11 protein-coding genes are annotated in these 18,733 nt (G+C 57.5%); all 11 read left to right on the forward strand.

Features of this window, described 5'->3' with window-relative positions; all coding sequences use genetic code 11:
• The first annotated feature begins 107 nt into the window (after positions 1-107).
• The 11 genes from SADO_RS06440 to SADO_RS06490 all read left to right on the forward strand — a co-directional run bounded on the left by SADO_RS06440 (position 108) and on the right by SADO_RS06490 (position 18,657).
• Positions 108-836, forward strand: coding sequence for a site-specific integrase (locus tag SADO_RS06440; RefSeq protein WP_353110980.1), 729 nt, complete (start codon positions 108-110; stop codon positions 834-836).
• Positions 727-1,098, forward strand: a complete 372-nt coding sequence (locus tag SADO_RS06445; RefSeq protein ID WP_353110958.1) for a tyrosine-type recombinase/integrase — start codon at positions 727-729, stop codon at positions 1,096-1,098. The genes SADO_RS06440 and SADO_RS06445 overlap by 110 nt, the downstream gene beginning before the upstream one ends.
• 520 nt (positions 1,099-1,618) lie before the next feature.
• A complete protein-coding gene (locus SADO_RS06450; RefSeq protein WP_353110242.1) occupies positions 1,619-4,495 on the forward strand; it encodes an SNF2-related protein in 2,877 nt (958 codons plus the stop codon).
• 146 nt (positions 4,496-4,641) lie between these two features.
• Entirely contained in the window at positions 4,642-5,481 is an 840-nt protein-coding gene (locus SADO_RS06455) for a type IV toxin-antitoxin system AbiEi family antitoxin domain-containing protein (protein ID WP_353110244.1), read from the forward strand.
• Positions 5,468-6,379, forward strand: coding sequence for a nucleotidyl transferase AbiEii/AbiGii toxin family protein (locus tag SADO_RS06460; RefSeq protein ID WP_353110245.1), 912 nt, complete (start codon positions 5,468-5,470; stop codon positions 6,377-6,379). The genes SADO_RS06455 and SADO_RS06460 overlap by 14 nt, the downstream gene beginning before the upstream one ends.
• Before the next feature lie 24 nt (positions 6,380-6,403).
• Positions 6,404-7,993 (forward strand): TIGR04141 family sporadically distributed protein, encoded by a 1,590-nt coding sequence (locus SADO_RS06465; RefSeq protein ID WP_353110246.1) that lies wholly within the window; start codon positions 6,404-6,406, stop codon positions 7,991-7,993.
• Positions 7,994-8,014: 21 nt separating this feature from the next.
• Positions 8,015-9,649, forward strand: coding sequence for a site-specific DNA-methyltransferase (locus SADO_RS06470; RefSeq protein ID WP_353110248.1), 1,635 nt, complete (start codon positions 8,015-8,017; stop codon positions 9,647-9,649).
• Positions 9,646-12,402, forward strand: a complete 2,757-nt coding sequence (locus tag SADO_RS06475) for a DEAD/DEAH box helicase (protein WP_353110250.1) — start codon at positions 9,646-9,648, stop codon at positions 12,400-12,402. The genes SADO_RS06470 and SADO_RS06475 overlap by 4 nt, the downstream gene beginning before the upstream one ends.
• Positions 12,403-12,453: 51 nt before the next feature.
• A complete protein-coding gene (locus SADO_RS06480) occupies positions 12,454-13,665 on the forward strand; it encodes a DUF6361 family protein (protein WP_353110252.1) in 1,212 nt (403 codons plus the stop codon).
• Positions 13,662-15,503: a phospholipase D family protein gene (locus SADO_RS06485; RefSeq protein ID WP_353110253.1), complete on the forward strand. Its 1,842-nt coding sequence runs from the start codon at positions 13,662-13,664 to the stop codon at positions 15,501-15,503. The genes SADO_RS06480 and SADO_RS06485 overlap by 4 nt, the downstream gene beginning before the upstream one ends.
• Positions 15,490-18,657 (forward strand): helicase-related protein, encoded by a 3,168-nt coding sequence (locus SADO_RS06490; protein ID WP_353110254.1) that lies wholly within the window; start codon positions 15,490-15,492, stop codon positions 18,655-18,657. Before SADO_RS06485 ends, SADO_RS06490 begins: the two co-directional genes overlap by 14 nt.
• Positions 18,658-18,733: the final 76 nt, after the last annotated feature.

Raw genomic sequence — 18,733 nt, forward strand, 5'->3', positions numbered from 1 at the left:
GGAATTCACGATGGCCGTTGGCCACCGCGGCTGTTGCGATGTTCGAGCACACGGCGCGTCACTCTGAATCGGCTCGACATCCTGCTCCGCCGCTACGGGGTACTGGTATGAATCACGTGAACCCAACACCCCGCCAGCGGCGCGAAGCCGCGCTCAACGGTCCCTTGCTCGGCCACGCCTGCGCCAACACCGAACGTGCCCGTCGCCGCGATATTGCCTACTTCTGGGCCTGGTGCGAGGCCGCGGGCCTGGGCGGCGAAAATTACCCGGTCGACTACGCAATACTCGCGCAATTCGTCGAAAATCACTTGACCGCCTTGGCGCCCGAGGTGCATCAGCAACTGCTCGACCGGGATAAACGCCGTAAGGGCGCGCTGCGTGTAGGCACGATCCGCCGCATGCTGTCGACCCTAAGCGTCGTGCATCTGGCGCTCGACGAACCCAGCGCCTGTCGTGACCCGCGTCTGCATTATCGTCTGCGCGCAGCCAAGCGCCAGGAGGCGGCGCCACGCAAACGGCGGGCACTGACCCGCGACCTGCTCGAGTTGGTCGTCGACGCCTGCGGTGACGACGCTCGCGGGCTACGCGATCGAGCAATACTGCTGGTGGGCTGGGCGGCGGGCGGTCTGCGCCGAAGCGAACTCTGCGCGTTAGATATCGAAAGCGTACGGCGGACGGCGGACGGCGGACGGCTATGTGCTCAAGCTCACGAGCACGAAAACCCAGGTGGCCGGCACCGAACTGCCCCTCCGCGGGCGAGCAGCCGACGCACTTCGCTTATGGATGAATGCCAGGCACGACAACGAAGGCTCCCTCTTCGTGGGCATCCACCGTAACGGTCGCCAGCTCGCCCGACTAAGCGGGCGGGCAATCGATCGGATCGTGAAACTGCGTGCCGAAGCCGCCAGAATCGATGTCTCGAATATCGGCGCCCACAGTCTGCGTGTGGGTTTTTTAACCGAGGCCGGTCGACGGGGCATTTCCCTTACAGATGCGATGGAAATGTCTCGGCATCGCACTTTGCGAATCGCGATGGATTACTACGAGCGTGGGCGGTTGGAGCGGAATGCGGCGGTCGATTTGCTCAACGACATATAAGTCGAACCAAAACATCTCCTAGTGCTTTGGGTACCGATGTTTGCATGCTCTTCGGTAGAGAGCATTTCGCTCTGCACTTTCCGGACCGGCGAACAAACGCGGCGCAGCGAAGGATCGGTACGCAGGAGATTCATCGTCTGCGATTTGTAGAACAGCGAAGGTTGCTCGGCGTTGTGGCTTCCCATCAATAACGCAACTTAAGAATTCGCTCGGCTTGAATTATCAGACAGGTTGGAGGGGGTTTCAGCAGGCCCCTAGAGAAACCGCTGAGCGTTGATAAAAAAGTCGAAATTGAATCTCAACGCAGAGTTACACTGAGCACAACGTTACATGGTGGCTGCTCGGATTTAGTTTCGGCGTAGAAGTGATCCGGCTGTACAGGTGCGAACGCGGATCTCGAGCACTCTTCAGTCAGCCCATGCCAGTATTCATAGCCGCAGCAATACAAAAGCCGGCATTCTGTCCGCACACAAGCCCTACTACAAAACGTCCAGACTTTTCCCGGCAATAACTCCGACGAATGCACTCTCGCCACCACCTCCGGTATTTAGCCGAACAGCTGGCATCGCGGCCCGGCGGATCAAGTGTCGATCGTCTCGGTACAGCGCTCCACGATGCGCAAGTCGATCTAAATCCACATCAGGTCGATGCGGCGCTCTTCGCTTTTCAGTCGCCGTTACAAGACGGCGTAATCCTCGCGGACGAGGTGGGGCTTGGAAAGACGATTGAAGCGGGACTCGTGATACTACAACGCTGGTCCGAGAACACCCGCCGCATCTTAGTGATATGTCCTGCAAGCCTTCGCAAGCAGTGGGGCCAAGAGTTACGGGAAAAGTTCTTTCTGCCGTCGCAGATTTTTGACGGGCCAAGCTGGAACACGGCAATTCGAGGCGAACAGAGAAATCCGTTCGAGCAGCCCGAGATTGTCATCTGCTCCTATCAATTCGCTGCGGCTCGAGCAGAGGCCCTCGGAGAAATTCTCTGGGATCTTGTCGTGATCGACGAGGCTCACCGCGTTCGCAACGTCTACAAAACAGACAACAAGATCGGCCGTGCATTACGCGGCGCCCTTCGCGGGCGAAAGAAACTCCTTCTTACCGCTACACCGCTCCAGAACAGTCTTATGGAGCTATATGGCTTGGTCAGCTTCATCGATGAATATGCGTTCGGCGACGAACGTAGCTTCCGCCTGCAATACAGCCGGCTTACCGACTCCGGCAGTTTCGATCAGCTGCGACGGCGTCTACAGCCTTACTGTCATCGCACGCTGCGTCGCCAGGTCACGGAATACATCAGCTATACGCAGAGAATTCCTATAACCCAGGATTTTATCCCCGGCAACGACGAGCAACAGCTCTACGAGTTGGTGTCGGCATACCTGCAACGGGAAAAACTGCACGGGCTACCCTCGGGCCAACGCAGTCTGATGACGCTTGTCCTTCGGAAGTTGCTGGCATCCTCGACATTCGCAATCGCTGGTGCGCTGGACTCCCTTCTGCGCCGACTGCATCTTCGGCTAAAAGACGACACCCATGCGAAGCAAGTCAATCTGGACACCGAGCTGGGCGAGGATTACGAGGACCTGACAGAGACCGCTGAAGAATGGGAAGAGAGCTCAACGTTACTCAGCGCCACGGATCGAGAAGCGCTAGAGGCGGAGATCCTCGAGTTGACCGACCTAAGAGATCGAGCGATAGGCATTACGGAGAATGCGAAGGGCCAGGCGTTGGTGGAGGTTCTCCAAGTCGGATTTGCGAAGACAAAAGAACTGGGCGCTGAAGACAAGGTCCTCATATTCACCGAGTCGCGCCGTACCCAGAATTACCTTCACCGGCTGCTGAACGACCACGGTTACGACGACATCGTTTTGTTCAACGGCAGTAACACTGACCCAGGCACGCGCGAAATCTATCGTGAATGGCAGCAGGTGCATCAAGGGTCTGACCGTATCAGCGGATCTCGCACTGCCGACACCCGTGCTGCGCTTGTCGATGCATTCCGGTACAAAGCCCGGATCATGATCGCGACCGAGGCCGCCGCAGAAGGCATAAACCTTCAGTTCTGTTCGCTCATCGTCAATTACGATTTGCCATGGAACCCACAGCGCATAGAGCAGCGCATTGGACGCTGCCATCGCTACGGACAAAAACATGACGTAATTGTCATCAATTTCCTGAACCGGAATAACGCAGCTGACCAACGCGTATTCCAGCTGTTAGCTGAAAAGTTTCAGCTTTTTTCTGGCGTATTTGGTGCCAGCGACGAGATCCTCGGCGCCGTGGAATCAGGCGTCGATTTTCAGCATCGCATTGTCGATATTTACCAGAACGCTCGCAATGCTGGCGAGATCAAGCAGCAGTTCGATCAGCTGCAGCTGGAACTCGAAACGCATATTGACGCTGCCATGCAGCAGACCCGCCAGCAACTGCTTGAACATTTCGACGCAGACGTCCACGATCGCCTGCGCATCAACTTGGCCGAGAGCAAGCACTACCTAGGGAAGCTGGAACAGAATCTCTGGCAGCTTACACGGGGCGTTCTCGCAGACCATGCCCGTTTTGATGATTCGCAGAATAGCTTCCGGCTGGAAAACTGTCCGCCGGGGCTCGCTACATCAAACACGCAAACCCTACTGGGCACCTATCGGATGACCCGCTTCCCGGAAAGCGGGCACAAGTACCGGCTACAGCATCCACTGGCCCAGTGGGTTATCGATCGCGGAAAGGCGCTTGAAACACCAGATGCCAGTCTGGTCATCGATTATTCTAGCCATCGGGCCGCGGGCGGCGCCCGCCGTTCACGAATAGAAGCTCTGACAGCCCAATGCGGTTGGCTACAGCTTGAGCGCCTCGATATCGATAGTGCCGGCGGCCACGAGCGGCACCTTCTACTGGCCGCTGTAGACGACCACGGACAGGCTCTGGATGAAGAAACGACCGCTGACCTGCTACGTGTCGCTGGCGAAATCAATACGGGCTCAACCGGTCCCGCGCCAGAACAATTGCAGGCGGCCGTAGACCGCTGCGCCGACTCCGTCCTGAGCGCAGTCAGCGAGAGAAACCAGCAGTATTTCCTGGATGCGATCGAGAAGCTCGATAATCGCGCGGCCGATCTCAAGAATGGACTGGAGCAAAGCCTCAAAGAGCTTGATCGAGACATCCGGGCGACCAAACAACAAGCGCGCTCGATCGCAGATCTGGAAGGAAAGATTGAGCTCCATCAGAAGATCAACGGCCTGGAAAAACGCCGGAACCAACAGCGGCGCGATCTCTATGCCGCTCAGGACCAGATCGACGAAGACAAGGAACGCCTGATCGACGACGTGCAGTCGCGACTGAAACAGCAGACAGAGCGTGAATCCATCTATCGCCTACGCTGGCACATCCAGACTCAGTAAGCCGCTGCCTTGCAGGCGCCCGTTTACTAAAATCTTTATCAATACATGTTTTATGTAGTTTATTTGCTCGCATTAAACACTGGTATGCGACAGCAACTCAGTTTTTATTTGTCTATTTAGATACAGAATAGTAGTATCTAACTCCCGTGCAGAAAACTGATGCAGGACTCATGGCTGCATCGCAAAATCCACCCGAAATGAAGCCGACATCGGCGATCAACCGTCTCTTACTCGCCGCCCCTTATGGCGTGCCGATGACGAGCGACTGGCTCACCGAGCACGGCATCACACCGCAGATGCTCTGGGGCTACAAGAAAAGCGGATGGCTCGTGCCCCTGGGCCGTGGCGCCTGGATTCGCGCGGGCCAGCCCGTCGATTGGAAGGCCGCCGTGTACGCGTTGCAAAGACAATCGCCCAATAGCGTTTGGCCCGCCGGACAAACTGCGCTCGCACTCCTGGGCCAGGCGCATTACATCCCGCAGGGCAACGACCCGGTCATTCAGCTCTCAACCGTCAGAGGCTACCGACTGCCTACATGGTTCGAGCGCCTGCCCTTCGGTTCCAACATCGTCAAATGCAATGCGACATCGCTATTCGACGTTGTGGATATCGGCCTGGGATCCTGGCGGGGGTCCGCATTCGACCTCGACATCAGTTCGCCAGAGAGAGCAGCAATCGAACTATGCGACATGACGCCAGCCAACGCTGATCCTGAAGAGGTGATGGAGCTCGTTCAGGGCCTGCCGGCGTTGCGCCCCGCCCTGCTGCAAAAACTGCTGACCGCCTGTCGATCCATCAAGGCAAAGCGCCTGCTACTCGTCCTGGCAGAGATTCTCGAACACAGCTGGCTGAATCAGTTGGACATCACACAACTAGACCTTGGAAGCGGCAAACGAAGCCTTAAGGTGCCAGGCAGATTCCATCCACGTTACAAGATCACGGTACCCGCCGCCTGGGAAGAGCATGAGGGCCATGCCCGATTTTAGCGAGACATATATAGGTCAGACGCGGCTTCTGCTGACAGTACTTCCATTCGTCAGCCAACATCCCAGTTTCGCGCTCAAGGGCGGCACGGCGATCAATTTCTTCTACCGCGACGGACCACGCTTATCGGTGGATATCGATCTTCACTATTTACCAGATCATCCACGCGACCAGGCAATCGCAGGCATTCGCTCGAATATGGCAGCGATCGGACAATCGCTGGAGCGTGCGTTGCCCGGGTGCCACTACTCGCTGCATCCAACCACCTCTAACGCGCGCGTTGCCTATCAGAACGCCACTATCAAGATAGAACCCAACGGCGTGATCAGAGGGCAGCTGCTACCCCCAGCAGTCCGGACCCTCAGTACCCGATTGGCCGACCGGTTCAACACGGCGCCGCAAGTCGCCTGCGTGGCGCACGCCGAACTATTCGCCGGAAAACTCTGCGCCGCATTGCAGCGACAACATCCGCGTGATCTGTTCGACGTACACCTGCTGCTCACCGAAGAAGACGGCCTCACACGCGATCTGATAGATGCTTTCATCGTTTATCTCATCAGCCAGGGCAAACCGATATTCGAGTTGCTCGCACCGAATATGCAGCCGATCGACGACTTGTATCGGCGCCAATTCGCCGGCATGACCGCCCAAGCCGTCACGCTAGACCAGCTGAAAGAAATACAACACACATTACCCGAGCTCATAAGGGCCCAGCTTACCGAGGACGATCGATCCTTCCTGCTGGGCTTCAAACGCGGAACGCCCGACTGGCAGCTCATCCGTCACGCTCACGCCGAGGCGCTACCAGCCGTACGCTGGAAGCAATTCAATCTGGAACGTATGGTGGCCCGTAAACGCGAAGACGCCACACAACGATTGGCGCATCTACTTTCAATGTAGCGCGAGGATGAGGGGATTTGGGGAATGGCCGACGAGGATCCGCGAACACTGAGCTTTTCGATCTATCTCCTCAAGACCGACATAGCGTCGCCCGAGGACGCGATGAAGACGGCCGCCCTGCCCGCTCCGGAGGAAATCGAACTGGCGAACGGCTCCATGGCAACCCTCTATATCAAGCGCACGGCGCCCAAGCCGCCAAATTGGATATCGCTGTTCACACCGCATATCGATCTAGCACATGTGTACGGCCGGAGCAACGCGGCCGTCCTGATCGTTCCCGCTGTCGAGCGCCTATTCGCCGTCACGTTTGGCTATGGCAAACCCATGCTCGATCCCAGCAGCTGGGAAGAGAACTTCGGTTTGCTCGTGGTTGCCAACAGCATCGACCCGGACAGGATACGCGTCGCCGACACCCGCAATCTGGGCGCCATCGGCGGCCAAGTCCGCACACAGGCAAGCAGACACAGCGGCATCGGCGAATTCGGCATCAACCCCGAGAGCGACATGCTTCGGGCTCTTGTCGGCAAGACCGGCTATGACGACGAGGCCACCACCCTAGCTGGCTCGGATGGGCTGAAGGTATCACTTAAAACCACGCTCGAAGACCTGCCCGTCCTCTTGGGTGAATATCTCGATCTCTACGGGCAGAAGACCTACCGAGAGAACTTCGATTGGATCGACCATCTCAGGCAGATCAAGTCCCCATCGGAGATCGAGGCGCTCGACGAGCAGCTGCTCGAACAATTGAACGCCGGTGACATCAATCAGAAATGGCTCGCTATTCCAGAACTGATCGAGTGGGCCAATATCTCCGGGTTCCGCTACAGCAAATCGGTTCGGAATGCCCTGCACGATGACATCGAGCTCGAAACGTTTCTGGCTAAAGTCTCGGCTGGCAAAACCCTAACCAAGCAATACCTGACGGCCAAGCACGTGGTCGCTTTCAGCACCGACACCGACCAGCCACGCGATCACTGGCCGGTCTGGCGCTGCCTTTACTGCGAACTCGCTTACGACGGCCATCAATACATACTCAGCGGTGGCCACTGGTACCGAGCCGACGACGATTATATTGCGAGCGTCGATGCAGCGGTGGCCAACATTCCGACGTCGGACGTCGTATTGCCAGACTACGATCACAGCTCGGAAAACCAATACAACGTCGCAGTCAGAGACAGCGACCCAGATAGCTGGGCCCTGATGGACGCCAACAATATCAAGCACGCCGGAATGGTGAGCGCCATCGAGTTCTGCGACCTTATGCATAGGGACGGCAAACTGGTCCACGTAAAACGCTACGGCGGCTCATCGGTCCTCAGCCATCTGTTCAACCAAGGCGTTGTAGCGAGCGAACTATTTGCCAGCGACGCCGAATTCCGGTTGCAGGTCAATGACAAACTACCTGCAAGCCATCAGCTAGCGGATGCGACCGTACGCCCGAACCCCAACGAATTCGAGATCGTCTATGCCATCACCAGCAAATACGACGCCCCACTCACGCTGCCCTTGTTCAGTCGCATCGCCCTCAAGAATGCAAACCAACGTCTACGAGGCTTTGGCTACCACGTCAGCCTCTGCAAGATCATGAATCGCCGCAACGCCACGCCCGCCTGACAAGCCAATACAAGACTGCTCATGCCCAAGAACAAAACCAAGCTCGAACTGACCTGGATCGGCAAGGATCAGCGACCACGATTGGAGCCGCGCATCTTGCTGGAAGATCCGGAGAAGTCCTACCACGCGAATGAGCGTGTCAGTGATCAGGATATTTTCGATAATCGTCTGATCTTCGGGGATAATCTCTTGGCGCTAAAGGCATTGGAGCAGGAATTCGCGGGTAAGGTGAAGTGCGTGTTTATCGATCCGCCCTACAACACTGGCAGTGCCTTCGAACACTACGACGACGGGATAGAACACTCGCTTTGGCTATCAATGATGCGCGACCGCCTGGAGATTATTCGAAACCTTCTCTCAAATGATGGGTCGCTCTGGATCACTATCGACGACAACGAAGGTCACTATTTGAAGGTCTTGTGTGACGAAATCTTTGGAAGAGCTGCCTACCTAGGTTCAGCGGTGTGGGAGAATTTTTACGGTCGCAGCAACGCTGCTGCTATATCTCCGGCGCATAATTACGTGCAGATATATGCGCCTCTCGGCAATGATTGGAAGAGAGTGCGAAATCTTTTACCTCGAGATGAAAAAAGCAGCTCGAAATATAAAAACCCGGATAAGGACCCTCGCGGCCCTTGGCGTGCCGGCCCTATTTTTGCGCCCGGAGAACGCCACGAGGGTTTGATGTACGAGATAAAGACTCCCTCTGGCCGGAGCGTCAAACCACCGCGAGGTAGCCATTGGCGGATGGTTGAAGCGGAATTTAAGAAACTATTCGATGACGGGAGAATCCTCTTCGGGAAAGACGGCAATAACACTCCTGCGATAAAGCTATTCCTAAACGAAGTCCAAAGCGGCTTAGTTCCGCGCACATGGTGGCCACATACCGAAGTAGGACACTCGCAGGAGGGAAAGCGAGAGGCCCAAGCGCTTTTTGACGAGGGGAATTTATTCGACACCCCAAAGCCGGAGCGTTTAATTGAACGAATCATCAATATAGCGACGAATCCTGGCGAAATCATCCTCGACTCCTTCGCCGGATCGGGCACTACTGGGGCAGTAGCTCACAAAATGGGGCGCAGGTGGATCATGGTTGAGCTAGGTGAGCACTGCCAAACCTATATTCTTCCAAGGCTAAAGCAGGTAATCGACGGCACAGACGCTGGGGGTATTACCCAGTCCATCAAATGGCAAGGCGGCGGCGGATTCCGCTACTACCGACTAGCGCCATCCCTGCTTACGAAAGACAAGTGGGATAACTGGGTCATCAGCCCGGATTACGATGCCGCGATGCTAGCTCAGGCCATGTGCAAGCACGAAGGCTTTACCTACGCGCCCGATCCCGAAACTTGGTGGAATCAGGGCCATGCTACGGAAAAAGATTTTATCTACGTCACCACGCAGACGCTGACGCACGAGCAATTGTCTGCTATTCACCAGGAACTCGATGCGGATCAAAGCCTGCTGATCTGCTGCAGTGCATTTCGCGCCGACCCGGATGCGTTTGAACGCATCACGCTGAAGAAGATTCCGCATGCGGTGCTAGGGCAATGCGAATTTGGCCGCGACGATTATTCGCTGGAAGTCGCCAATCTCCCCGACGCGGCGCCTGACGCCGGCTCGGTGGATGATTTGTTCGTCGGAGACGACGCATGAGCCGCGAATCGCAACGCCACGCGAACGCCGTAGCCAACCGGTTGAGCCTGCGAGAGCCCCTGCGCGAGTCACTACATCTGCTTGATCGCGTCTCGGACCTGATTCGTCTGGACAAGAGCCAGGACGTTGCCGCAGCGCTGGAAACCCTATCGGCGGAATTTCCGGAACTGGAAGACTTCGAGCGGGATTTCCCGTCGTTGTGTTTCGCGATCGCCACTGGCGTCGGCAAGACACGCCTGATGGCAGCGTTTGCAGCGTATCTTCATCGCGCCCACGGCATCCGGCATTTCTTCATCCTTGCGCCGAACCTGACGATATACGAGAAACTGATCTCCGATTTCGCGCCTGGCCACGACAAATACGTTTTTCAGGGCATTGCCGAGTTTGCACAGAACCCGCCCGAGATCATCACCGGCGACAACTACGAATCCGGCCGAGGCGTACGCCGGGATCGTGAGGTCACAAGCGATATGTTCGGCCGCGATCAGGCCATTCATATCAACATCTTCAACGTCAGCAAGATCAACACCGAGGTGCGTGGCGGGCGCTCACCGCGTATCAAGCGGCTGAGCGAGTACATCGGCCAGAGCTATTTCGAGTACTTGTCGGATCTCGATGATCTGGTGCTGATGATGGACGAGTCCCATCGTTACCGGGCCAGCGCTGGCGTCGCCGCGATCAACGAACTCAAACCGGTGCTCGGGTTGGAGTTGACTGCCACGCCGCGCGTCGAATCCGGCGGCGGACAGGAATTCCGCAACGTGGTCTATCGCTATCCCTTGTCTGCGGCCATGGACGATGGCTACGTCAAGGAACCGGCGGTCGCCACGCGAGAGAATTTCGACAAAAGCCAATATACGGACGTGCAACTCGAGCGCCTGAAGCTTGAGGACGGCGTACGCGTACACGAAGACGTTAAAGTCGAGCTGGAGGTCTACGCTCGCCAGAACGGCAAGCCTGTCGTCAAACCCTTCATGCTGGTCGTTGCTACCGACACCACCCACGCCGACGACCTCGTTCGCCAAATCCAGGCTGATGATTTCTTTGGCGGCGCCTACCGCGACAAGGTGATCCAGGTGCACTCCAATCAGCGCGGCGAGGAAAAGGAAGAAACGATCGAGCGCCTGCTGAAGGTCCAAAGCGCAGCCGAACCCACCGAGATCGTGGTCCACGTCAACAAGCTCAAGGAAGGCTGGGACGTCAACAATCTGTTCACGATCGTGCCTCTGCGCGCCGCCAAGTCGCAGATTCTCACCGAGCAGACGATTGGCCGCGGCCTGCGCTTGCCCTACGGCCAACGCACCGGTGTAGCCGCCGTCGACCGGCTGACGATCATCGCCCATGATCAGTTTCAGGCGATTATCGACGAGGCGAACAAGCCCGATTCGATCATCCGGAAAGGCGTAGTGATTGGCAAAGACGTGGCGGAGGAGCCCAGAAAGACCGTCACTGTGGCACCCGTATTCACAGCCGCTTTGTTTGGCGAGGCTGCCGACTCAGATGCGCCCCCTGTCGCTGCGGGATCCTCTTCGCCGGAAAGTACGCCTGTTTTTCTGACGGCTCGAGAACGAGATATTGGGCGAGCTACCCTCGCTGCCGTGAAACGGTACGAGACTTTGTCCGGATCTGGCCTATTGCTCGGCAGCGAAGTACGGCAAAAGATTGCCGACGATGTGCGCAGCAGTCTTCCGCCGTATCAGCGTCCCCTGGAGGGCGTAGATACGGACGACGCCGACAAAGAACCGGATATCGAGCAGGTGGTGAAGACCACACTCGAATACGTGGTGCATCACTCGATCGATATCCCGCGCGTTATCGTGCTTCCCAAGGGCGAAGTGCACTATGAGTTCACGGATTTTGACCTCGACTGCCGAAATATCAGCATGCAGCCGGTGTCGGTCGATATCCTCATCGAGCATCTTCGTAACCGGACCCGACATTATCTGAGCGAGGGCGATAGCAAGACCGTCGAGCCGCACCCGGAAAATTATATCGTCCGCGCCCTCTTGGATTTCGACGACATCTCCTACGACCATCATGCAGCCCTGCTCTATAAGCTCGCCGGGCAGGTTGTGGCGCACCTGCGCAGTTATCTGCCGGACGAAGATGCCGTGCTGAACGTGCTTCAGTATCACCAGAAAAATCTGGCGGGGCTGGTACACACCCAGATGCAGCCGCATTACCACGAGGCTGTAACTGAATACGAAGCGCTTGTCAGTAGCGGTTTTACGACCCTGACGACTGCCACCTATGGCGTGCCCGAGAATGAAAACGTTCGCGACTACCGCCAGCAGCCTCGTGATCTAAGTCGTATCCGCCAATATCTATTCGGCGGATTCAAGCGGTGTCTTTATCCGGTCCAGAGATTCGACTCCGACACAGAGCGGCAATTTGCTGTGCTGCTCGAGAAAGAGCGCGAAGAGCTGAAATGGTTGAAACCAGCAGACAACACGTTCCAGATTCGCTTCAGCCACGAAGCGCCGCCGTACGAGCCTGACTTTGTCGTGGAGACCGATTTCGTGAAGTATCTCTGCGAGCCAAAACGTGCCGATCAGATACAGACCGACATCGTGCAAGCCAAAGCGCGGGCCGCCGTCGAATGGTGTGAACACGCCAGCCGACACGAGGCCGAAACAGCCTCCGACAATGTGGGCAAACCTTGGCGTTACCTTTTGATTCCTCACGATGCCATCACCGCCACAGTGACGCTGAAAGCACTCAGTGAGCGTTACGAGGTCAAACCGACCGACTGACCGCTTGGCCGGAATATATAAAAATAAGAGCGTTACGGGGGACAAAACGCCATGGCATCATCACTCAGCTGGCTCGATTTCGATCATGCCGCGCGCGAGCGTAGTCAGGCGCTACTTGCGTTCTTCAATGAGCCCGGAACGCGCGATGAGCTAGGCATCGGCAATATCCGCGACGCGCTGGCTGATCGGCTATTTCCGGGCACGTCTACGATCCAGACACGGCTGCGGTATATGTTGCTGGTGCCTTGGGTCTACCAACAGCTCGAAGTGGAACGCGTGCCGGGCGCTCGATTTCCCGAGCGGGCCCGGCAACTGGAGATCGAGCTCATCGGCGCCCTCATCGCCAACGGTAGCTCGGAGGAAGGATCTCACCACAGCATCATCGGCGCGGCGTCGCGAGCCAGTCTGCAACGGCTACCGAGTTCGGTCTATTGGGCGGGGCTTGGACGCTGGGGTATCCGGCAGTTCGCAGGCTCGCAGAACGACTACCACCAATCGATAGACCCGATTTATGCGGCCCGCCGTGCGGTCGGCCGGAAAGACAATGGGGAGCTGGATGGCCTAAGCACCACCACATGGCACCCCAAACTGCCGAACCCTTCTCCCCGCTTCCCCAGCCAGGAATCTCTGAGGCTAACGCGGCAAGAGGCCGAGTTTCTCCGCGACCAGGTGTTGCAGACACACCGCGGCTCGTATCTGGCGTGGTTGATAGGCCTCGCGATACCCGACGACTCGGCTTTCCCGTGGGAATACACGCGTGCCGCCGACCTACCGCCTGAGATCGCCGACAACGTGCGCCAAGCGCGGTTATTTTCACGCTTGATGCACGGTGCCAGCCTACTCTACAACCTGTTGCTCGCGCGCCTGCAAAGCAGCGAATACTGGATTAAAGCACATGGCGAGGCGCTGGCACGGTGGCAAGAGGGCACGAACTGGGCCGAACTGGCCGATTGGGATCTAGACCAATTTTTCGAGCAGATCTCGTTTACTGGTTATCGAATCCATGGAGGCGCTCAGACCTTTGTAAAGCAGTGGCGTGATACAGCCTGCAAGCACCGGAACGACATCGCCCAAGACACAGATGCTGCGGCGCTCGTACGAAACCGAGAGATCGCGCTCAAGAAGAGCCTGTCCCGGTTCACCAACCCGTCTGCTCTAGCTCGCTGGTCGGGCAGCTCCGGCGGTAGCGCTCTCGAGTATCGCTGGACAACAGTCCGCCAATATCTTTGGGACCTCCGGCAAGGCCTGGACAGCGAGTCATGATGCTTGATCCGAACACACGCAGCCTTTTGACCGACGGCCTAACGCCCCCGTCGGGCATGGTTTTCGATACCGGGGCGGCAACGACGTATTCGCTCGACCCAGCCGCCCTTCTAACACTGCCCTTGCACTTGGCGTGGCTGGCAGATGCGGGGCAATCCGACGAGAGCATGGACCCGATCCGCTTGCTTGAATCGCTCAGACGAGTAGCGGATCGCTTCACGGTCTTTCATGAACACGGCCGACTCGCAGTGCCATCTGCCCCGAATCGATTGTTCGGCCTGTTGGAACCCATGCTGCACCCATGCATTGCGCCGCTGGGCGGGGCTTTCCATCCGAAAGTTATTCTGCTGCGCTTCCGGAGCGAGGATAACGATACTCGTATCCTTCGGCTGCTGGTGCTCTCGCGGAACCTCACTTTCGACAACGCCTGGGATCTCGCCCTGCAACTCGACGGCGTGCCAAGCCCAAAAAGCGAGGCCGAAAACAACGATCCGATAAGACGGCTGTTCCACCTCGCTCGATCGGCTTCTTCCAAAGAGATCGCAAAGGCACGTGCATCGCTTTTCCACGATCTACTAGCCGATCTGGACAACTGCCACTGGGATTTACCGGCTGGCTTCGATTCCGTGGCCTTTCACTTGATCGGCGACACAGATGACCATTGGGAACCGGGGACCTGCGATCGCCTGGCTGTCATCTCGCCATTTTTGGCGGACACTGCGCTGGCGCGTATGGCACAGAACACACAGCAATTTTCCTGGCTTGTGTCGCGGCCTGAAGAGTTGGGTGCCTTGAGCGAATCGGATCGTATGCATGCAGAAGAGCTTCTGGTGCTCTCAGAATCGGCCACCGAGCCCGATGAAACAGCAGATACCGATACGCTGGCGGGCGCCGGGCTGCACGCCAAGTGCTTAGTTCAGGAGCGAGGCACGCGAACGCACTTGTTCGCTGGCTCAGCGAATGCAACACATCCGATCTTCGGCCTTCATTCCCGCATTCGCAATACGGAATTCATGGTCGAGCTGTCCGGCCCCCGGCGCGACGTCGGCGGCATCACGGCAATATTCGGCGATGGCGGCTTGCGCGACATCTGCCAACTCTACGAGCACGTCGCTGCCGAAACGGATGCCGAGCAAGCCCACATCGAACATTGTCTTGAGACAGCGCATCGAGCCGCGACAAGCATCGACTGGCGTCTGCGATGCGAGGGTAGCGTCGATCAGTGGCATCTCACTCTAAGCACCGGCGAGCCACTATCCAATGAACTCGCCGATATCATCATCGACGTGTGGCCATTAACTACCGAGAGCAGTCGGGGCGCGCGCGTACCTGGCGAGCTGCCAATCAAAGTCCGGCTTGGGCCGTTCCAGACCATAGAATTGACCTCGCTACTCGGTTTTGAGCTGTCATATCGCGGCCAGTATCGGCGGTTCGGTCTGGAGATCCCGGTGACGAACATGCCGTCGGCCTCGAGACGCGATCAGGCCACCATGCGTCACGTCGTGCGTAATCGCTCAGCCTTTCTACGCTACCTGGCCATGCTTTTGGGCGAAATGGGTGGCGATGTCAGCTCAAAAGCACTCGCGGCCAGATTGGGCTCGGCAAGCACGCCAGTTGGTGGGAGCGCATCTAGCGAAGCCGTGTTTCCGCTGTTCGAGCAGTTAGCACGTGCCTACGCTCGCGACCCGGCTAGCTTGCGCGCCGTCGCACGCGTTATGCGGCAACTCGAGGACACATCTGACCAAGACGGTGATCCGGTCGTTCCGGACGGCTTTCGCGATCTTTGGACTGTGTTTGAACAAACACTGGCACTGGAATCGAACGATGCGAAAGGATGAAATGTTTTCTGCGGCGCCGATACTGGCCCAGCTGAAGGACTTCCAACGCGGGGCGGTCGAACACGCTTATCAGAGACTCTATGTCGATACAGATGCGACTCGGCGGTTTCTGATCGCTGATGAAGTCGGGCTTGGCAAGACGATGATTGCGAAGGGACTGATCGCGAAGGTGGTCGAGACGCTGCAGCATACGGTGCGGCGGTTGGACGTAATCTACGTTTGCTCGAACGCGGATATCGCGACCCAGAACGTGGCGAGGTTGAACGTCTCGGGCGAGCAAGCTTTCGCGAAGGCCACGCGCCTAACGCTCTTACCGCTCGAAGTACACGAACTCGAAAAACAGTCACTGAACTTCGTCAGCTTTACGCCCGGAACCACATTCGACATGGGGAACCGAACAGGCCACAAGGCCGAGCGGCGATTGCTGTATCAGATGTTGACTTACCGCCGACGCGAACGCTTCTGTCGCGGGCTACAGAACTTGCTGCAATCGCCGGTACGGTCGCACGACACTTGGGTCGCCTACACAGCAGACTGGCAGACATTCGATCCGACCATCGCCCGCGACTTTCGTGACGCTGTGTGGTCTCAGCCCGATTTAGCCCGAGAAATCCTCGCGTTGACGGCTAGGTACTACGACCGACGCCGAGCGATCCCGTCCGACATCAACGAGCGCCGGCTAGCCTTGCTGGCCAGGCTGCGAAAGACACTCGCCAAGCGATGTCTCAATGCGCTTCAGCCTGACCTGATTATTCTTGACGAGTTCCAGCGCTTCCGAGAGCTCATGGATCCGAAAAATCCGGCTGCCGAACTGGCAACGGATCTCTTCTCCTATCGGCACGATGCGAAAGTTGGCGATCCTGCGCCTCGCGTCGTCTTACTGTCAGCTACGCCGTACAAGATGTATACGCGCGACGAAGATGACGAAGACCACTATGCCGATTTTCGCGCGACGCTCGGTTTCCTGGCCAATGGACAACAACACCGCCTAACTGCCATAGAGCAGGACCTCGCCCGGATGCGCGACGGCATGGTCTCGATTAGCAATGACGCTGGCTTCCATGCTGCGCGAGACCGTCTACAAGACAACTTGCTCAAACTGATGTGCCGCAACGAACGCGTCGCACGCACCCAACGCGCCGATGCGATGGTGTCGGAGTGGCGCAAGCCCGCCAGATTGACGTCTCAGGACCTTGGTCAGCTGCAGGCATTGACGCGTATTGGCGAAACGTTTGGCCACCGCGATCTTGTCGAATACTGGAAATCCAGCCCCTACCTGCTGAATTTCATGAAGGGTTACCAGTTCAAAGAACGCTTCGACGCCGCTCGTGCCAGCACAGAGACGCAGACGCTCGTCGACCTCCATCGCGACCACCTTCTCTCTATCGCAAAAATCCAGCGGTTTGAGTCGATCGACCCTGGTAACCCCAAGCTTCGAGCGTTGATCGAGGAGATGGATGACAACGGCCTGTGGCGCCTACTCTGGCTACCACCTTCGCTTGCCTATTGGCGACCCGCCGGCCCATACAGCGATGTGCCCTCGGTTTCCAAGGAGCTGATCTTCTCAAGCTGGAACGTGGTCCCAGACGCCATCGCGGCCATGATGTCTTACGCCGCGCACGCACAGGTCTTCGCGGGGTATGACCGAATAAGCGAATACTCAGAGTTAGGAACGGTGCCGCGGCGATTGAATTACGCGCGACGTGAGACACGCCCGGCCTCGATGAACGTCTTCTCGCTATTCTGTCCATCGCCAACGCTCGTATCACTGATCGATCCCGCTGAGCTTGCACTCCAGAACGACCACGCCACGCCCGATCTGGATCAGGTGCTGGCGCACGTTGCGGAACATGTTCGCCCGCTGATCGAGACTCTTCCGCCGCCTTCAGCACCTATGCCCGATAGCCCGCCTTATTGGCGGCTGGTGGCCTATCTCGCGGGACAAGATACGGGTACCGACTACTTGAACTGGTGTCGCGACGGGATGCTGGCATCAAGCGAATCCGAGGAAGACGATAGCGCAGTGCTGGTTGAACATGCCCAGTTCTTTGCCTCTGAAGCCGAATCAGATAGCCATACCCGCGTGGGTTCTGACAATGCCGATATCGAAACGCTGTCTCGCCTCGCACTGGGCGCGCCGGCTAACTGCGCACTGCGCGCGCTTCATCGTTTGGATCCGATGATGTCGTGGACATCTCGTGCGCTGCTCGATGCCGCGGCCATCGTTGGTGAAGGTTTGCGGTCGCTGTTCAATGCGCCGGACAACACCGCCTTACTTCATCTGGACGAGCACGCGGGCGAGGCTTATTGGCAACGCGTTTTGCGCTACTGCCTCGACGGCAATCTACAGTCCATGCTCGACGAGCACGTCCACGTTTTGTCTGAATCACTCGGCGGACGCGACCAACCTGCCGAAAAGCGGGTCCTTAGAATCGCGGCGGAAATTCGGGACGCATTGTCTCTACGCATGACACGGATCCAGGCGGATACACTCGACGAAGCGGACCCGACTCTCAACATCCGTTGTCGCTATGCGATGCGTTTCGGCGAAACCACCGACGAAGAGTCCGGGAAGACGAATCGCAAGGAACTTGTCCGTATCGCGTTCAACTCCCCCTTCCGGCCGTTTGTGCTCGCATCGACATCGGTCGGTCAGGAGGGGTTGGACTTCCATCAATGGTGTCACTCGATCGTGCACTGGAATCTGCCCTCCAATCCGGTAGACATGGAACAACGCGAAGGCCGTGTACATCGATATAAGGGCTATGCGGTGCGTAAGAACGTTGCACGATCAGCGCTTAGTGATGTCGACGGCGTCACCACGAAGCCGTTTTCCGATCCTTGGAAAGCGCTTTTTGCTCATGCGCTTGCCTGCCGGCCGGCGGGCGCCGGCGATATGATCCCCTATTGGATCTACGAAACCGAAGGTGGGGACAGCGTACGCCGTCGAATCCTCAACCCACCGCTCAGTATCGACGAAACACGCTACGAGCGACTGCAGAAAAATCTCGCGCTGTACCGCATGGCCTTCGGTCAACCGCGTCAGGAAGATCTGCTTCGACATCTCGAGTCACGGTTTACCCTTGAAGAAGCGCAAGATCTTGCAAGCCGCTGGCAGATAAGCCTCTCCCCCACCTTACAGAGCGAGAGCTAAGTCAGAAGTGCCACTATGCCGCCCCAAAGGGGACCATCGAAAAGTCCACTCCCGATTGCCCTAACGTTGGGGCCGT

The sequence above is a fragment of the Salinisphaera dokdonensis CL-ES53 genome (assembly GCF_040361215.1).
In the GTDB taxonomy this organism is placed as follows: domain Bacteria; phylum Pseudomonadota; class Gammaproteobacteria; order Nevskiales; family Salinisphaeraceae; genus Salinisphaera; species Salinisphaera dokdonensis.